This is a genomic window from Neobacillus sp. OS1-32 (assembly GCF_030915425.1).
Lineage (GTDB): Bacteria > Bacillota > Bacilli > Bacillales > Cytobacillaceae > Neobacillus > Neobacillus paridis.
The window spans coordinates 1,460,771-1,476,395 of sequence record NZ_CP133263.1; the positions used below are offsets into that span (position 1 = coordinate 1,460,771).

A 15,625-nucleotide genomic window follows, 5' to 3' on the forward strand; every position below is an offset into this window, starting at 1 on the left:
AAAATAGATTTCTGTCTTATTTCATCAGGAATTTTTTTGTAGCCTCGCCTATTACTAAAATATTCTTTATAACAGCATCAGAAATTAAATCATTATCCATAAAATCATCAAAAGAAAGTCCCTGTGTGTATTTTTCAACTTTTACTGCAGCAGTTAAAATATCTTCTAAAAATACTCTAGGCTCCCTCTGCATACTTTACACTCCTTAAAATACTGTCTTTCAATGCTGGCTTTATATCATCGATGATGACCAAATCAATGGGCTTTTGAAATCGATCTTCAAGATCAAATTTTAAATCCATGTAATGATCAAAAGATAATTTAGTACGGTCAAATTCCACCAGCACATCTATATCACTGGTACCTTTCTGTTCTTCTCGACTATAGGAGCCAAACAAACCAATTCGTTTTACACCATATTTTTCTTTCCATGTATTTAAATTTTTTGAAAGTTCCTCAAGGATTTCTTGTTGCGATAACATCAATATCACCGCCTATTTTCTCCATAATTCTTTATGCTCATTATATCTCTCTTTAATAATTCTCCAAAGAAAGGAAAAAGCCTTGTTTGAACGTAGGGATCTTCTAAGCATTTTAAAATTCAAATAAATCTCTTTAGGTTTTACTCCATTAAATGACCCGATATGTACCTAGTTAAAGGAAACGCGGCACCTCCTTTTGAAAATTCGTACCCGTTAATGATACGGATGAATTTAATTTAATCGCTATTTACTACAAGTGAAAGTTCATCCAATGCGTTTTGGATCTCATCTTTGGTGTTATAAAAGTGGGGGGCATTCCGGATCACATCTTTTCTGGCGGATACAATAATCTTTTTTTCCTTTAGGATTTTTTCTGTTTTTGATGCATTTTTTGTGTAAAAAGACACAAGACTTGTTAATAGGGTCTTTTCTGTTACTTTATTTTCATATTCTTCCAAAGGTATTCCATTAGAGGAAGAACGTATAATAGAAAAATGATTTTTATACTTTTCCTGTGCATATAAGATATGGCCGATAGTAGGAAAATCGGAATCTGTAAAAACAATCTCTTTCCTATTTTGATGATCTGAAAAGGAAGAGACAATTGAAGAAAAAACATCGGAGACAGAACATAGTATAGCTATCTCTTCTTTTTCAGCTCCAATTAGTTCGGCAAATATGGCTCTTGCCTGGCCTGCTCTCTCCAAAGCAGCAACCCAATTACTTCCATTAAGAACCAAACTTTTATGATATTCGTCTATTGCTGTTGATACAAGTTTCGCTATTGCCCCTTGTGAGCAACTTGCAAGATGTATGTGACTCGACAATATCGGAAATAAAGACCTTGTCCCGGATAGATTCAATTTTTATTCACTCCCTTCAGATTTTTATCTCTCCTGTTCGAATATATGTTTCGATTCGATCGGAAATCTCTATTTTTGAGCCAGAAGCACTTAGCCAGTCGTTCTTACAAAATGCTTGTAATTCTTCTTTTAACCAATAGAAATCTTTTAAGCTGTGAACATTAATATCTTTAGTTAAATTAAGTCGCAAAAAATCATCTCCTAATATGCTTAATAAAAATATAGGACATTTATTCTTTTAATTCAAAATAGTCATTTGAAATAGCAAAAAATTTTTAAAAATGGTTCATTCTCCAACTTGTTGCTAATAATAAGGACGTTAAACAATGAATGGAGGAGGATTTGTATGCAACAGGATCAACAAGCTAAAGAGAATTTAGGTTCTGGCTCTAGTGGGAAAGCAGGATTTTCCGGGACTGATCCCCAAAAAGTAAAACAAGAAATTCAAAAAGATGTAAGCGCAGGACAAGGTGCCATGACTTCCCGGGAGGCAGGAGCAATGCGCGATTAAATTTTTTCAAAGAAAGGAAAAAGCCTTGTTCAAGGACGACAAGACTTTTTTCCTTTTAGTCGGATAGAGTGATATTGAAAAGTCATCACAATACCAATAAATATTGAATCTGATTTGGGGTGATTGGAGTTATTGCATGAATGTGATAGCCGATACTGAACAGCTGTGCTAAGGTTTCTGCACAATTATATCGGGGAGGTTCAATCGGTGCATGGAAGCTTTTATAAAGTGCAATAAATTCATTATGAGTAGTACAATGGAGCAAAACGACATGTCTCCCCGTCCATGCCTGACCAATTATTGACTCTGTTTGATTTTCATTATGATCCCACAATTTCTATACACCCTCATTTTTGATACGATAGTTTATGTATAGAAATTAGTTCATTGTTCACTTTTTTACTTAGAACATTACGACAAAAAAACCGTACGATCTATTTCACCGTACGGTCCGTTTTTAAGTCTATACTAATCATAGATTTTTATCCGTTTACAACTTCCCTTTTTCCCTGTCCTGTGTCACAATGGATTCAAGCAAATATGCCTTTTCAAAGCCGTCTCGGGTGGCTTCACCAAGGGATCCATAGCCTACTGCATCTCCTAATACAAACATATTTTCCATCTTATCCCTTAATGGTTCCTCTAATGGGTTATAGGCTTCGATTCCCATCGCAACAATCACATACTCCGTTTCAATTCCCCAATATTTTCCAGATACCAAGTCCTGTACAATAGTACTGTTCGGAAGAATTCTTTCCAATTTATGATCAGTCACAATGTCCACATTTATATTTTTCAGCTTATCAAGAAGTCTTTGTCTTGTATCAGACCCAATTCTTTTGCTAGCTTTTGTTGGAATTTCTACAAATGTGACAGCATTGCCAGCTTCCGCCAGGCGCCGGACTGTTCCATGACAGGTCATGCCGCTTCCTACCACTGTTACTTTATTCTTAGTGAAAACTTTTCCCTGTAAGACTACGTCTTCATAAGTATAAACATGCTCTAAATCATTGCCCTCTACCTGTGGGAGCCTCGGTCTGCCGCCTGTTGCCAATAAGACAGCATAAGGATTGTAAGCTGTGATATCTTCAACAGTAGCCTCTGTATTTAAACGGATATCAATATTTAAACGTTTCATTTCATTGCTAAGATAACTAATGTGCCATGTCATTTTCTTGCGATAAATGGGGTCAGATACAAGGTGCAATTGACCACCGAGCTTATTTTCTTTTTCAAACAGAGTGACATCATATCCTTTTAGTGACAGTGTTCGTGCCGCTTCCATTCCGCCCGGTCCGCCGCCAACGATCACAACATGGCGGTTCTTATTAGAAGGAAGGCGTTGCAGTTCCTTAAACTCCAGTTCTCGGCCTGTTCTGGCATTAATGGAACACCGAACATGCAAGTTTCCTGTTACTGAATGCAGACAATGAAGACAGTTGATGCATTTTCTAATTTCAGCTTCGCGTCCTTCCTTTGTTTTTTTGACCCACTCAGGATCAGCAATTAAACCCCTCCCGATGGCGACAAAGTCCGCTTTTTCCTCAGCTAAAATATTTTCTACAAATTGTGGTTCACGAATGGACCCGACAGTGATAACCGGAATATTTACTTCTTTTTTTACCTCCTCTGCCAAATAGACTCTCCAGCCTTGTTCCAATAACGGAGATTCAATCATTTTGTCCATAGAGTCATAGGTTCCGCAGCTAATGTGCAGTCCATCTACTCCTAGTTTTTCTAAGTATCGACAAATGGCCTTGCCTAACTCTAAATCGATTCCGCCATCAATAAATTCATCCACACTGAGACGAACGGTAATAGGGTAATCCTCACCGCATTTTTCTCTAATGCCAACGATGATTTCCTTGAGAAATCTCATTCGATTCTCGAAGCTTCCGCCGTACTCATCTGTACGTACATTGGCCTCAGGGCTTAAGAACTGGTTTATTAAATAACCATGGGCACCGTGAACTTCGACGCCGTCAATCCCTGCCTGTTTACACCTTACAGCAGCCTGAACAAATTTATTTACCAGTTCTTTTATTTCTTTTGTTGTTAATTCCCGGGGTTCTTCCCCCACTGCAGCACAAGCAACATTACTGGGAGCAACAATTTGTTTACCATTTATTAATGAAGAGTTTGACTGTCTGCCTGCGTGATGGATTTGAACAAAAGCCTTCGCTCCATATTTATGTATCGCATTGGCTAAACGATGGATCCCTGGGATGAAGCGATCTTCGTCCAGCCTTAATTGCCTGACAAATCCTTTTCCGTATTCATACTCAATACAAGTAAATTCAACGATAATTAACCCGGTTCCTCCCTTAGCTCTTTCTTCATAGTAGGCAATAAGATGATCCGTGACTTCGCCTTCAATACCAGCTAGATTCGTTCCCATTGGAGGCATGACAATTCTGTTTTTCAGTGTTAGATTGCCTATTTTGCCTTGTTTAAATGTGTTTTTGTAATGCATTTTACAGCCTCTTTTCTATACTTGTGAAAAAACTCACATAAACTATTAAAAAATTTAACCTACGTTTAATTATAAAGAAATTGACAGAAATTTTCACAACTACATTTGATAATAAAGTGACAATCGTATTTCAACCACTACATGAATCTCCATAACAATATGCTATAATTTTGAGGGGAAAATAAAGATAGAGGTGACCATTCTTGGCTATACATGTTGTACTATATCAACCAGAAATTCCGTCTAATACGGCAAATATTGCACGTACTTGTGCTGCAACGGATACCGCTCTGCATTTAATTCGGCCGCTTGGCTTTTCTACTGACGAAAAAATGATAAAACAAACTGGTTTAGATTTCTGGCATCTTGTCAACATCACGTACTATGACTCACTAGATGACTTTTTTTCAAAAAATCATGGGGAGTTTTACTATATTGAGACGTTTGGTGAAAAACCACATTCAGCCTTTGATTTCAGTGATGGATCAAAGGAGCATTATTTTATGTTTGGGAAAGAAACCACGGGTTTACCAAAAGATTTATTAGAAAAAAATAAAGATCACTTTTTGAGAATACCCATGAGTGATCATGTTCGTTCACTGAACCTTTCGAATACGGCTGCGATTTTAGTGTATGAAGCTTTGCGCCAGCAAGGATATCCCAATTTAACATAAAAAAATCTTCCGGATTGGAAGATTTTTTCGTTTTTGTCACTAAATCGTCTCACCAAGTGGGATCACGGCTCCCTGCCTTTTGCCTTTTTTTAGCTAATGATGAAAAATGGGACTTTAGTTTTTTTTCGTTTGGATGGTCATCGACATATGATAAAGTACCGATGATTCAAAACAGAAAGGAGGAGTTGATGTTGGGTGAGGGAAAAAAAGGGAAATCAAGCAAATCATTGTGGCAGCCGCTTTTGGCTGCACCTGCGTTATTTTTTCTTGCCCCTGTCGGCATTGGACTTTACCTCACTCATCCCCTACCGGCAAAAACTAGGAAAAACCCGAAGGATTACGGTCTCGAATTCGAGGAGATTGAATTTTTCAGTCGAAAAGATCAGGTAAAGCTGTCTGGGTGGTGGATCCCCGCTGCTTCCAAGCATAGTAAGAAAACTGTTATTACAGCACATGGTTATATGAATGAACGAGCCATGGAAGGGATTGAGGGCCTGCGGCTTGCCAAAGTTCTTTCGAGACAAGGATACAATTTGCTAATGTTTGATTTCCGCAATGCAGGAAAATCAAAAGGAAGAACCGTGGGGTTGGGGTACTATGAAAAACACGATTTATATTCAGCGATTGAATATGCTGCAGAGAAAAAAAATCAGAAAAAGATTGCTCTTCTTGGCTGGAGTATGGGTGCTGCTACTGCGCTTATTGCCGGATGTGAACATCCTGCGGTGTCAGTCATTATTGCCGATAGTCCCTTTAGTGATTTAGAACCTTTTTTAAAAGAAAACCTTTCTTATTGGACCAAATTACCAAAACGACCTTTTACACCGATAATTTATCATTCTATGCGAAAGCTCCTCAACATTGACCCTAAAGAAGTTTCCCCTATTAACAAGGTAGCCAGCACGAAAGGAAGAGCCATATTATTGATACACAGCAAAACAGATGAAGCAATTCCTTTTACCGAAAGCGAAAGACTATATCAATCCATACCATTTAACAACCATAAAGAATTGTGGCTGACGGAAAAAGCAAAACATATTCATTCGTATTTTTTATATAGGAGAGACTATGAGCTCCGTATTCTGCGGTTTCTTAATAAGCACTTAAGGTTTGGATGAACTCATCGTCATTAAATGAAGAGCTTTCAATTTTACGCAATGAACGATTGTCTATTAACAACATTGGATGCATGTCGAAAACGCAAGAGGGCAACGCCCACATTTTTCACTTCAAGTCAGTTGCCTTTCCTGTCCAAAAATTTCTGAATTTTTTGATTCCAATACAATTAATAAACTCCTTCACCGATCACCCCCGAACAAAAAGCCTTGCTCCCTAATCGAAGCAAAGCCCCCATAAGCATAAATATTAAACACTGTCCTTAACACACTTAGCTGGAAATTGCACTGCATCAATCGATGTTACATGTACAGCAGGTCGTCGTCCGTGGTTCCATTTCCCATTTAGGGCACGCTCGATTTGAGCCCCTAGTTGCAGAAGCAATCCATCTTCTCCTTGCCGTGTAAGCGCGTGAATTCCAAGTGGCAGCCCGTTCTCAAGCTCAGCCATCGGCAGCGAGATACCCGGAAGGCCGCAGAGGTTGGCAATCGGAGTATAAGAGAATATGCGCCAGAGGTTCTCGAACCAGTCGTAGACGGATGGATTTTCACTGATCGTCAAATACTCCTTCGTTCCAACCAAGGGTGTCGGTAAGGCCATCGTTGGGGTAAGGATGATATCCCAGTCTTCAAAGAAGGCGGCTAGCCTGCGGGAAGTATCGTTGAACACCGCCTGCATCTTCGCGCGCTGCCTATAAGAGTAGAAACGGCCTTCTTCCCAGACCCGAATACACATCGGTTCAATCAGGTTGGCTGGCGGCTGTTCCAAGCCTTTTTGCTCCAATAGACCCGAAATGGTTTGGGTAAAATTCATAATATAGCACTCGGTTTGTGCCCTATAGGCGGCATGAAAGTCAATGTCCGGGATCACCCACTCCACGTGATGACCAAGCGCCTCGAGAAAGCGGGCGGCCCCCTCCAATTCAGCAACAATATGCGGTGTGGCCTGATAATCACCCCACTCATGTGAAACGGCAATACGAAGTTTTTTCGGATCGCGCCGTATAAGCTCGGAGTAAGGCTCGGGTGGCAGCCAATAGGGCATGAATTCGCCCGGTGCTCCTCCTCTGCAGCTGTCCACAAAGGCAGCAGTATCACGAATAGTGCGGGAGTGGCAGCCCTGAACGGAGACTACTCCCATCAAATCGGAACTGTAGGGAGCAACCGAAAAGACGCCACGGGACGGCTTCAAACCGATGTTGCCGTTTACACCAGCAGGAATGCGAATCGAGCCGCCGCCATCAGTCGCATGTGAAAGCGGAATGATTCCGGCCGCAACCGAAGCTGCTGTTCCAGCAGAAGAGCCGCAGGTTGTATAGTCAAGATTCCAGGGATTTCGTGTAACATAAACGGCTGGATTCTCAGCTGAACTGCAGAGCCCAAACTCTGGTGTTGTCGTCCGCCCGATGATGTTGAGACCAGCTTGGCGGATGCGGCTGGTTAGAAAGCTATCGGCTGAAGAACGATTTCCTTGCATCAGAAGAGACCCCATCTCCTGTAAGCGCCCCTTAACAGTGGGCCCCAGATCCTTCATCAGGAATGGTATTCCCGCAAACGCCCCATCTGGGTTCGTTCCGTCTTTCATAGGGTCATGAACGGCATCATCGAAGACTTCAATGACAGCGCTAATCGCGGGATTTAAGGCGTCGATGGCAAAGGCAGCCTGTTGAGCCACCTCCTGCGGAGTAATCTGACCTTTCCGTACCAAATCGGCAAGACCGATGGCATCAAGGTTAGCCCATTCATTCCAGCTCATTGCTAAATTCACAAAGTTTCACCCCTTTATATTGGTTCATATCGGATCTTTATAAAAGGGCAGTCTCATCAGTGTATGCACCTTAATTTATAAAGACTCTACCTAGTCCAATGTCGGCAAATTTTGATTCAATAAGCCTTCTTATTACTTCCTGATCGTCCACACAGTTATATACAGGCCATTTTAACCGCTACGCTTTAGGATGACTGAATAAATCTTTATGAGCGATAATTCCTCCAACACTTTCGGCAGATTTAACCGCATCAATGATGGCACTCTCCATGACCTTTGCTGCCAGCCCGCCAATAACATCAATTGAGACCCTTTCCCCTCCGGTAGCAACAGCAAAAATAGTATCGCCATCAAACATCGTATGAGCTGGAAAAATAGTCCTGGCATACCCATCATGAGCCATTTGTGCCACCTTCGTAGCCTCTGCCTTTGTGAGATCGGCATTCACGGCAATCACTCCAATGGTCGTATTTGAACCGGGCGAGATGGCAGGCTGATAGTTTTTGGCAAGAATTTCAAGACTGTCAATAATCCTTTCGTCCTTATACACCCCTGCTAAAATTTCTCCAGTCGCTGGTTCACGGACATCGCCAACAGGATTAACGGCGACAATCGCACCAATGACAACCCCATTTTCCAAGCAAATTGATGCACTACCTAGACCGCCCTTCATACAAAACTCGAGTCCGGCTAACTTACCGACGGTTGCACCGCAGCCTGCCCCATAGTTTCCGGTACTAAACTTTCCGGTTGTTGCCACTTTTGCTGCTTCATAGCCCATTCGCCGATCCGGCCGGATCTTTGGGTCGCCAACAGGGAGATCAAACAGGACCGCCGCTGGAACAATCGGAACCCTGGCTACCCCTACATCCAAGCCGATCCCTTTTTCCTCCAGAAATTGCATTACCCCTGAAGCCGAATCCAAACCAAACGCACTGCCCCCGCTTAAAGTGATGGCATGCACTTTATCGACGAGATTAATTGGGTTTAACAGGTCGGTTTCCCGGGTTCCGGGAGCAGAACCCCTCACATCTACTCCCGCAACCGCTCCATTTTCAAAAATGACAGCCGTACAACCGGTCAATGCCTGATGGTTTTCTTTATTGCCTACCTTGACTCCCGGCACATCTGTGATTTGATTATACATGGCTTATAAATCCTGAGAAATCTTTGATTTTTTATTTTTGCCAATCTGTTTCCAAGCCAAAACAACCGCCAAGGTAACGATGGTCCCAACAATCGCTTCAGGAATCCCGTTTGTTACACCGACTGTCCAGGCGACTCCTGGAGTCATGTAATGACGGATGACGGCCATCGTTAAAACAAGAACGGTATTCGTTAATGTTCCAAGAAAGGCGGCAACTGCAACTGCCAGATATTCACTCTTGCGGCGAATTCCAGCATACACCAGCCAGGCGACAACTCCGATAAAAAGGCGTGGCAAAATGGCAACCATTGGATCCTTAAACAGGGGAACTGTAGCGTTTAAGAACGATGAGATTCCAAAAATGGCGCCAACAATTAAGCCGACAACCGGCCCCTGCATAATTCCACCAATAATCGCCGGAATATGCATAATGGTCGCATTCCCTGCCGCTGTCGGAACAGGAATATAGCCTAACCGCGTCACACCCAAAAGAATCGCTACTGCACCTAGCACGCCTGCAATTACGATATCACGAACCGTTAATGATTTTTTCATTCCATTTTCTCCCCTTTATTTTTGGTATTTAAATAGGAAACGGATAAAACAACAGCAGTAATGTCAATAGAAGGCCGACCAATAATATTAGATAATCCTTCGTCACAGCCTTATAAACAGAATAGGTGCTTCTTTCGCCCCCCGGCGTATAGCAGCGGGCTTCCATGGCAAGGATTAAATCCTCCGCCCTGGCTAATGCAATATTAAATAAAGGAATAATGATGGGAAACATTTCTTTTGTTCTTTGAATGATTCGCCACCAGCTGCCGCTGCCAAAGTCGGCCCCCCTTGAAGCTTGTGCTTTCATCATTTTTTCCATCTCAATCGCGAAGGTGGGTACGAACCGGATGGAAATCGTGGTAATCAATGAGATTTCATGGACCGGAAAGTTCATTTTCTTTAACGGACTTAATAGGCTTTGAATGGAATGGGTTAATTCTGTGGTGGAAGTTGATAATGTAAGAACACTGCTTAAGAAAATAATTTCAATAAAACGAACGGCGGAAACAATCACTAATCGAATACTCTCACTGGTTATTAAGATAAAGCCATAATCAACAAAAACCTTGCCGCCGGAAAAGAGCTGTCCTTGGAAAAGCAGCTGTAAAACGGCCAGGATGATAATAAACGGAATCGCTGGTTTCACCCCGGACAGCCCATAGCTGATCGGTATTTTCGAGGCCCAGAACAAGTAAAGTGACAGAATGAGTCCTACCGCGTTGCCGATATAACTGGTATTTAACGCTATTGCCACCACGAGGAAAACAAAGATCAGCAGCTTTATTCTTGGATCTAATCGATGAATAAACGAGCCCGTTGGCACGTACTGGCCAATGGTAATATTCCGGGAAATATCAAATTCGCTGGACATGCTCCGTCCCCTCCTTCCTGCCAGCAAAAAGCTTCATAATTTCGTCTGCTGCTTCCGTAATCGAAAAGGCATCCGTCCTTACCTGATAGCCAAGGTCAGTTAAGCGATACAGAACCTGTACCGTTTCCGGGGTTCCAATTTGATGCCTGACAAGCTTTTCTTTATCAGTAAAAATTTCCTTTGGGGTGCCACTCAACACGTCCTTTCCGTCCGCCATCACATAGACTCGGTCAGCCAGCATCGCAACTTCCTCCATATTGTGGGACACAAAAATGACGGTTAACTTTTCTTCCTTGTTGAGCCGTTTAATTTTATCCAGCAGCTCATTCCTTGACCTTGGGTCGAGACCCGCCGTCGGCTCATCGAGAACCAGAATCTTTGGTTTCAAGGCGAGAATTCCTGCCAAAGCTACCTTCCGTTTTTGCCCGCCGCTTAGAGCAAAGGTCTGCCTGTCTTTCATTTCCTCAAAATCCAAGCCGACAACAGACATCGCCCACTTGACACGCTCCCTCACCTCCTTTAACGGCAGACCCATTTTAAATGGCCCATAGGCGATATCATCGCCAATGATTTTTTCAAAAATTTGATCCTCCGGATTTTGAAACACAATGCCTACTTTTCGCCTCAATGTTTTCAAATCGATTTTTTTCTTTGCTAAATCTTCACCATCAATCACCACCCTACCGGATTCTGGACGAATCAGCCCATTCAGGTGCTGGATTAACGTCGATTTTCCCGAACCGGTATGTCCAATGATAGCAATGCATTCCCCCGCCTCTACATACAGATTGGTTCCTTTTAAGGCAACATGCTCCATCGGAGTTCCTTTCATATAGGTATGCGTAAGGTTTTCGATTTCGATGATGGGTTTGACCGTCATGATCCCACCCCCCCGCTTAAGAATTCCTCGACTTCACCGATAAACTCATGTTCATGAATGATATCCCTGGAGAAATCGGCAAATTGGCGATGAATCACTTCGGCCATTTGGCTAACGGAAGGCACCTCCAATTTAAGAGCCTCCAATTCTTGCTTATGTTTAAAAATTTCCCGCGGAGTACCATCCATGACAATTTCGCCGTCCTCGACAACGATAATCCTACCAGCCTCCGCTGCTTCTGACATATGGTGGGTCACCGTAATAATGGTCATCCCCATATTGTTCATTTGTCGCATAACCTGAATAACTTCTTTTCTCCCAAAACTGTCGAGCATGCTGGTTGCTTCATCAAAAACAATACACTCCGGCTGCATTGCCAACACCCCGGCAATGGCGACCCTCTGCTTTTGCCCCCCAGACAAATGATGCGGCGGCCGGTGACGAAACGGAGACATTTTCACAACATTTAAAGCCTCATCTACTCTTTTTTTCATTTCTTCCCTTGGAACGCCAATATTCTCCAATCCAAATGCCACATCCTCCTCCACGATGGTCGCGACAATTTGGTTATCAGGATGTTGAAAAACCATGCCCACCGCTTGACGAATGGCCCGTTTCTTGTTGGTATCCTTGGTGTTATGACCATGAACCCAGACTTCCCCATGATCGGGGGTCAAGATCCCGTTAAGGAGTTTGGATAAGGTAGATTTTCCTGATCCATTGTGGCCGATTATGGCTACATATTCACCAGGGAATATGGAAAGGGAGATATTCTTTAGAACGGATACTTTCGTTTTTTCATTGATTTTGTAGGAAAACGAAACATTTTCCAAGCGAATAATCGGATCCATTTTACTCTCCTTTCGATTTGCTTTTAAAAAATCAGAAATCTATTAATGTATTATTACAGGAAATCTCTGAAGCTTTAAAACCTCTATTAACATTCACCAACGTAAAACAAACCCTTTGTATACCGCTAATATTTCAGGGCCACGTTCTTCACTTGTGTATAATTTTGCAATGCCTCTAACCCTTTTTCTCGGCCGAAACCACTTTTTTTGTATCCTCCAAATGGCTGCGCAATGCCTCCGCCGGCCCCATAGTGATTGATAAATACTTGGCCGCATTGAAGCCCGCTGGCAACGCGGTGAGCAACTCCGACGTTTTCAGTCCAAATGCCGGCAACAAGTCCGTACGGTGTGCCGTTTGCCATTTCAATTGCTTCTTCTTCTGTCTCGAAGGTGGTCACGGTCAAAACAGGGCCGAAGATTTCCTCTTGGGCTAGATCATGGCTCACAGGAACGTCATCCAAGATGGTTGGCTGCAGATAGTAGCCTTGTTCGCACCCTTCAACCAACTGACGCTCTCCTCCAGTTACGATCCTAATCCCGTCCTGCTTGGCAAGGTCAATAAAACCTTGGATACGATCAAATTGCTTTTTGGAGAGCACTGGTCCTAAATCGTGATCATCCATTCCGGGACCAATCGAAAGCTTCTCCATTGCAGCAGCCAGCTTCCGTACGAACTTTTCTTTTATTGATTTTTCAATCACCAAACGAGAGCCTGCAGAACAAGTCTGGCCTGCATTTTGGATAATCGACTTGAGCACCCACTTAAGAGCCTGCTCTTCATTGCAATCAGCAAAGACAATATTTGGGGATTTCCCGCCAAGTTCAAGGGTAACGGGGACGATATTTTGGGCAGCTGACTCCATGACTTTTTTCCCAGTCTCAACCGAACCTGTAAACGTAATATGGTTTATCTCGGGGTGAGCTGAAAGCGCAGCACCGGCCTCATGACCATAACCGGTTACAACATTCAAAATACCTTTGGGCAGCCCTAATGGCTCGATTACTTCAACCAGCTTAAGCGTTGTTAACGGTGTATCCTCTGCTGGCTTCAGGACAGCGGCATTCCCGGTTGCGATGGAAACAGATATGCTTCTTGCGGCAATTTGCAAAGGATAATTCCAAGGAATAATATGTCCGACAATCCCAATCGGTTCGCGAACAGTATAATCAATGATTCCTGGTTCAACTGGAATGGTTTCTCCAAGAATTTTATCGGCGATCCCAGCGTAGTATTCAAAATAGCGTGCCGCAATCTCGACATCTACAGCGGATTGGGACAGTGGCTTTCCGACATCTAGCGTCTCTAATTTTGTTAATTCTTGTTTATTCTCGCGAATGATTTCCGCTGCCTGGTAAAGAAGCTTCCCCCGATGATAAGAACTAAAGGTCTGCCATTCTTTTGAATGAAATGCTTTTTTTGCTGCTTTTACGGCAAGGTCAATTTCTTCCCTGTCCCCTCTTGGAACATACGCTAAAATGGAACCATCCCCTGGATTTTTCACTTCTATTAATCTAGCTTTTTTAGGGACTACCCATTCACCATCTATATAACAGCCTCGAACTTGGGCATCGACTGGCTTCACCCGTTAAATCCCCCTTCCTCCATCTACATTTAACACAGCACCTGTCACAATCGACGCTTCCTTTGAACATAAATATACAAGGGAATTAGCAATATCGATTGGCTCGATCAGCCTTCCCATCGGGACACTTTTCTTAAAAACAGATTCTTTTATAATTTCAAAATCCTGTTCCTTTGCCGTAAAACCACCAAGCATATCCGTATCTGCCGGACCCGGGTTGACAACATTTACCCTAATCCCGTGCTCGGCTAATTCAATGGCCAATGCTTGTGTAAAGGAGACCAAGGCACCCTTTGAAGCGATATAGGCATTTAAGCCGGGCCTTGGTCTCACCATGGAAATGGAAGCGATATTGACGATCACTCCGCCCCCATTCTTTTTCATGTATGGGACAGCCGCACGGCAAGTTAAAAATGGAGCCGTTGCGTTGACACGAATAATTTTCTCCCAATCTGCTAAGCTCACTTCTTCAATCGGCGTTGCTGGCTGGGCAATGCCTGCAAGATTCACAAGCCCGTCAATGCGGTTAAAGTTTGCAACTGCAGTTGAAAAAACATTCGTTACTTCCTCTTCCTTTGTCAAATCCGCTGCAATCGGCAATAATTGGTCACTTTCCTCCACTCCGTCCACATTGAGATCAACAGCCACAACTATAGCTCCTTCTTCTAAAAACCGTTTAACCGTTTCTTTCCCCATTCCTCCCTGTGCACCTGTGACAACAAACACTTCATTTTCCAATCTCATCGTGATCGACCTTCTTTAACAAATTGTAATTGTTGTATTGCAGCTCGAATGCTTGAGCCCATTTCACTTGTCGTTGAACTGCCGCCTAAATCAGGTGTTCGTACTTCTTTTTGGACAAGGACCTGTTCAATTGCGTCCAAAATGACTGCTGCTAAATCCTCTCTCCCCAAATGCTCAAGCATAAGTGCTGCCGACCAAATTTGGGCGATTGGATTGGCGATGCCTTTGCCGGCAATATCAGGAGCAGAACCATGGACCGGCTCAAACATGGATGGGAAATCTCCCTCCGGATTTAAGTTTGCCGAAGGGGAAAGCCCAAGCCCTCCTACAACCGCGGAGCCTAAATCACTTAATATATCCCCGAACAAATTGGAAGCAACCACTACTTCAAAATCTCCCGGCCTCAAAACAAAATAAGCTGCTAGAGCATCAATGTAATAGCTTTGCAGATGAATAGCCGGAAAATCTTTTCCTACCTCGTTTACAGCCTCATCCCATAGTTTCATGGAGTGGATGATTGCATTTGATTTTGTCGCGCTTGTGACCGTCCTTTTCCCCTGCCTTTTAGCATATTCAAAAGCAAATCTGGCAACCTTTTTCGTACCGGTCCTTGTGATGATGGTGTTTTGGACGGCAATCTCCTGTTCCATGCCCGGATACAATCGGCCACCGCTATTGGAGTATTCACCTTCAGCGTTTTCCCTGACAATGACAAAATCGATATTTTCATCCATATACCGGCAAGGCACTCCCTTCAATAATTTAACCGGACGTAAATTAATATACTGCTTGAAATTTTTCCGGATTGGCATGATCAACTCCCATATCGTCACATCATCAGGCACTCGTTTATCGCCGATCGCCCCGAATAAAATCGCATCATATTTTTTTAAAGTATCAAGAGCATCTTCCGGCATCATTTTTCCATGTCTTAGATAATACTCACTACTCCAATCAAATGTCTCAAATTCGATTTCAAATGAAGGATCCAGCTTTTTGAGTAGTTCCAGTACTTTTACTGCTTCATTCACTACCTCCGGGCCGATACCATCCCCAGGAATGACAGCAATCTTATGGGTTGTCATATTTTCCACCTCTTATTCTCCAA

17 protein-coding genes are annotated in these 15,625 nt (G+C 42.9%); 3 read left to right on the top strand and 14 right to left on the bottom strand.

What is annotated here, in order from left to right:
* Positions 1-16: 16 nt before the first annotated feature.
* From RCG24_RS07470 to RCG24_RS07485, 4 genes are all read right to left on the bottom strand, one after another.
* Positions 17-193 (bottom strand): HepT-like ribonuclease domain-containing protein, encoded by a 177-nt coding sequence (locus RCG24_RS07470; protein ID WP_308078783.1) that lies wholly within the window; start codon positions 191-193, stop codon positions 17-19.
* Complete coding sequence (locus RCG24_RS07475) at positions 177-482, bottom strand: nucleotidyltransferase family protein (protein ID WP_202654022.1); 306 nt, start codon at positions 480-482, stop codon at positions 177-179. Before RCG24_RS07475 ends, RCG24_RS07470 begins: the two co-directional genes overlap by 17 nt.
* A gap of 236 nt (positions 483-718) precedes the next feature.
* Complete coding sequence (locus RCG24_RS07480; RefSeq protein WP_308078784.1) at positions 719-1,345, bottom strand: hypothetical protein; 627 nt, start codon at positions 1,343-1,345, stop codon at positions 719-721.
* A gap of 16 nt (positions 1,346-1,361) precedes the next feature.
* Positions 1,362-1,535 carry an SAP domain-containing protein gene (locus RCG24_RS07485; RefSeq protein WP_308078785.1) on the bottom strand — a complete coding sequence of 58 codons (174 nt, stop codon included), beginning with the start codon at positions 1,533-1,535 and terminating at the stop codon, positions 1,362-1,364.
* A gap of 156 nt (positions 1,536-1,691) precedes the next feature.
* Here RCG24_RS07485 and RCG24_RS07490 point away from each other — a divergent pair, with 156 nt between their 5' ends.
* Positions 1,692-1,856: a hypothetical protein gene (locus RCG24_RS07490; RefSeq protein ID WP_202654020.1), complete on the top strand. Its 165-nt coding sequence runs from the start codon at positions 1,692-1,694 to the stop codon at positions 1,854-1,856.
* 490 nt (positions 1,857-2,346) lie between these two features.
* On the opposite strand, the gene RCG24_RS07495 is transcribed toward RCG24_RS07490, so the two are convergent.
* Positions 2,347-4,329 carry an oxidoreductase gene (locus RCG24_RS07495; RefSeq protein ID WP_308078786.1) on the bottom strand — a complete coding sequence of 661 codons (1,983 nt, stop codon included), beginning with the start codon at positions 4,327-4,329 and terminating at the stop codon, positions 2,347-2,349.
* A gap of 203 nt (positions 4,330-4,532) precedes the next feature.
* Between RCG24_RS07495 and trmL the strand changes: the two genes are divergently transcribed.
* Positions 4,533-5,003, top strand: a complete 471-nt coding sequence (gene trmL, locus RCG24_RS07500) for a tRNA (uridine(34)/cytosine(34)/5-carboxymethylaminomethyluridine(34)-2'-O)-methyltransferase TrmL (RefSeq protein WP_308078787.1) — start codon at positions 4,533-4,535, stop codon at positions 5,001-5,003.
* 188 nt (positions 5,004-5,191) lie between these two features.
* Complete coding sequence (locus RCG24_RS07505; RefSeq protein WP_308078788.1) at positions 5,192-6,121, top strand: alpha/beta hydrolase; 930 nt, start codon at positions 5,192-5,194, stop codon at positions 6,119-6,121.
* A gap of 247 nt (positions 6,122-6,368) precedes the next feature.
* Here RCG24_RS07505 and RCG24_RS07510 read toward each other — a convergent pair whose 3' ends face one another.
* The 9 genes from RCG24_RS07510 to RCG24_RS07550 all read right to left on the bottom strand — a co-directional run bounded on the left by RCG24_RS07510 (position 6,369) and on the right by RCG24_RS07550 (position 15,602).
* Positions 6,369-7,886 carry an amidase gene (locus RCG24_RS07510; protein WP_308078789.1) on the bottom strand — a complete coding sequence of 506 codons (1,518 nt, stop codon included), beginning with the start codon at positions 7,884-7,886 and terminating at the stop codon, positions 6,369-6,371.
* Between the two features lie 178 nt (positions 7,887-8,064).
* Entirely contained in the window at positions 8,065-9,033 is a 969-nt protein-coding gene (locus tag RCG24_RS07515; protein WP_308078790.1) for a P1 family peptidase, read from the bottom strand.
* A 3-nt stretch (positions 9,034-9,036) separates the two neighbouring features.
* Complete coding sequence (locus RCG24_RS07520; protein WP_202654014.1) at positions 9,037-9,588, bottom strand: ECF transporter S component; 552 nt, start codon at positions 9,586-9,588, stop codon at positions 9,037-9,039.
* Positions 9,589-9,616: 28 nt separating this feature from the next.
* Positions 9,617-10,459: an energy-coupling factor transporter transmembrane component T family protein gene (locus tag RCG24_RS07525; RefSeq protein WP_202654013.1), complete on the bottom strand. Its 843-nt coding sequence runs from the start codon at positions 10,457-10,459 to the stop codon at positions 9,617-9,619.
* A complete protein-coding gene (locus RCG24_RS07530) occupies positions 10,443-11,339 on the bottom strand; it encodes an energy-coupling factor transporter ATPase (RefSeq protein WP_202654012.1) in 897 nt (298 codons plus the stop codon). The genes RCG24_RS07525 and RCG24_RS07530 overlap by 17 nt, the downstream gene beginning before the upstream one ends.
* Positions 11,336-12,190 carry an energy-coupling factor transporter ATPase gene (locus RCG24_RS07535; RefSeq protein WP_202654011.1) on the bottom strand — a complete coding sequence of 285 codons (855 nt, stop codon included), beginning with the start codon at positions 12,188-12,190 and terminating at the stop codon, positions 11,336-11,338. Before RCG24_RS07535 ends, RCG24_RS07530 begins: the two co-directional genes overlap by 4 nt.
* A gap of 125 nt (positions 12,191-12,315) precedes the next feature.
* The gene (locus RCG24_RS07540) at positions 12,316-13,773 is read right to left on the bottom strand and encodes an aldehyde dehydrogenase family protein (protein ID WP_202654010.1); all 1,458 of its coding nucleotides are present in this window, start codon (positions 13,771-13,773) and stop codon (positions 12,316-12,318) included.
* A 3-nt stretch (positions 13,774-13,776) separates the two neighbouring features.
* The gene (locus RCG24_RS07545; RefSeq protein WP_308078792.1) at positions 13,777-14,517 is read right to left on the bottom strand and encodes an SDR family NAD(P)-dependent oxidoreductase; all 741 of its coding nucleotides are present in this window, start codon (positions 14,515-14,517) and stop codon (positions 13,777-13,779) included.
* Positions 14,514-15,602, bottom strand: a complete 1,089-nt coding sequence (locus RCG24_RS07550) for a tartrate dehydrogenase (RefSeq protein ID WP_202654008.1) — start codon at positions 15,600-15,602, stop codon at positions 14,514-14,516. The genes RCG24_RS07545 and RCG24_RS07550 overlap by 4 nt, the downstream gene beginning before the upstream one ends.
* Positions 15,603-15,625: the final 23 nt, after the last annotated feature.

Excerpts from the sequence above, each read along its gene's own strand:
- RCG24_RS07475 (WP_202654022.1), bottom strand. The coding sequence starts at position 482 with ATGTTATCGCAACAAGAAATCCTTGAGGAACTTTCAAAAAATTTAAAT.
- RCG24_RS07470 (WP_308078783.1), bottom strand. The coding sequence starts at position 193 with ATGCAGAGGGAGCCTAGAGTATTTTTAGAAGATATTTTAACTGCTGCA.
- RCG24_RS07535 (WP_202654011.1), bottom strand. The coding sequence starts at position 12,190 with ATGGATCCGATTATTCGCTTGGAAAATGTTTCGTTTTCCTACAAAATC.
- RCG24_RS07525 (WP_202654013.1), bottom strand. The coding sequence starts at position 10,459 with ATGTCCAGCGAATTTGATATTTCCCGGAATATTACCATTGGCCAGTAC.
- RCG24_RS07515 (WP_308078790.1), bottom strand. The coding sequence starts at position 9,033 with ATGTATAATCAAATCACAGATGTGCCGGGAGTCAAGGTAGGCAATAAA.
- RCG24_RS07495 (WP_308078786.1), bottom strand. The coding sequence starts at position 4,329 with ATGCATTACAAAAACACATTTAAACAAGGCAAAATAGGCAATCTAACA.
- RCG24_RS07550 (WP_202654008.1), bottom strand. The coding sequence starts at position 15,602 with ATGACAACCCATAAGATTGCTGTCATTCCTGGGGATGGTATCGGCCCG.
- RCG24_RS07530 (WP_202654012.1), bottom strand. The coding sequence starts at position 11,339 with ATGACGGTCAAACCCATCATCGAAATCGAAAACCTTACGCATACCTAT.
- RCG24_RS07490 (WP_202654020.1), top strand. The coding sequence starts at position 1,692 with ATGCAACAGGATCAACAAGCTAAAGAGAATTTAGGTTCTGGCTCTAGT.
- RCG24_RS07545 (WP_308078792.1), bottom strand. The coding sequence starts at position 14,517 with ATGAGATTGGAAAATGAAGTGTTTGTTGTCACAGGTGCACAGGGAGGA.
- RCG24_RS07520 (WP_202654014.1), bottom strand. The coding sequence starts at position 9,588 with ATGAAAAAATCATTAACGGTTCGTGATATCGTAATTGCAGGCGTGCTA.
- RCG24_RS07505 (WP_308078788.1), top strand. The coding sequence starts at position 5,192 with ATGTTGGGTGAGGGAAAAAAAGGGAAATCAAGCAAATCATTGTGGCAG.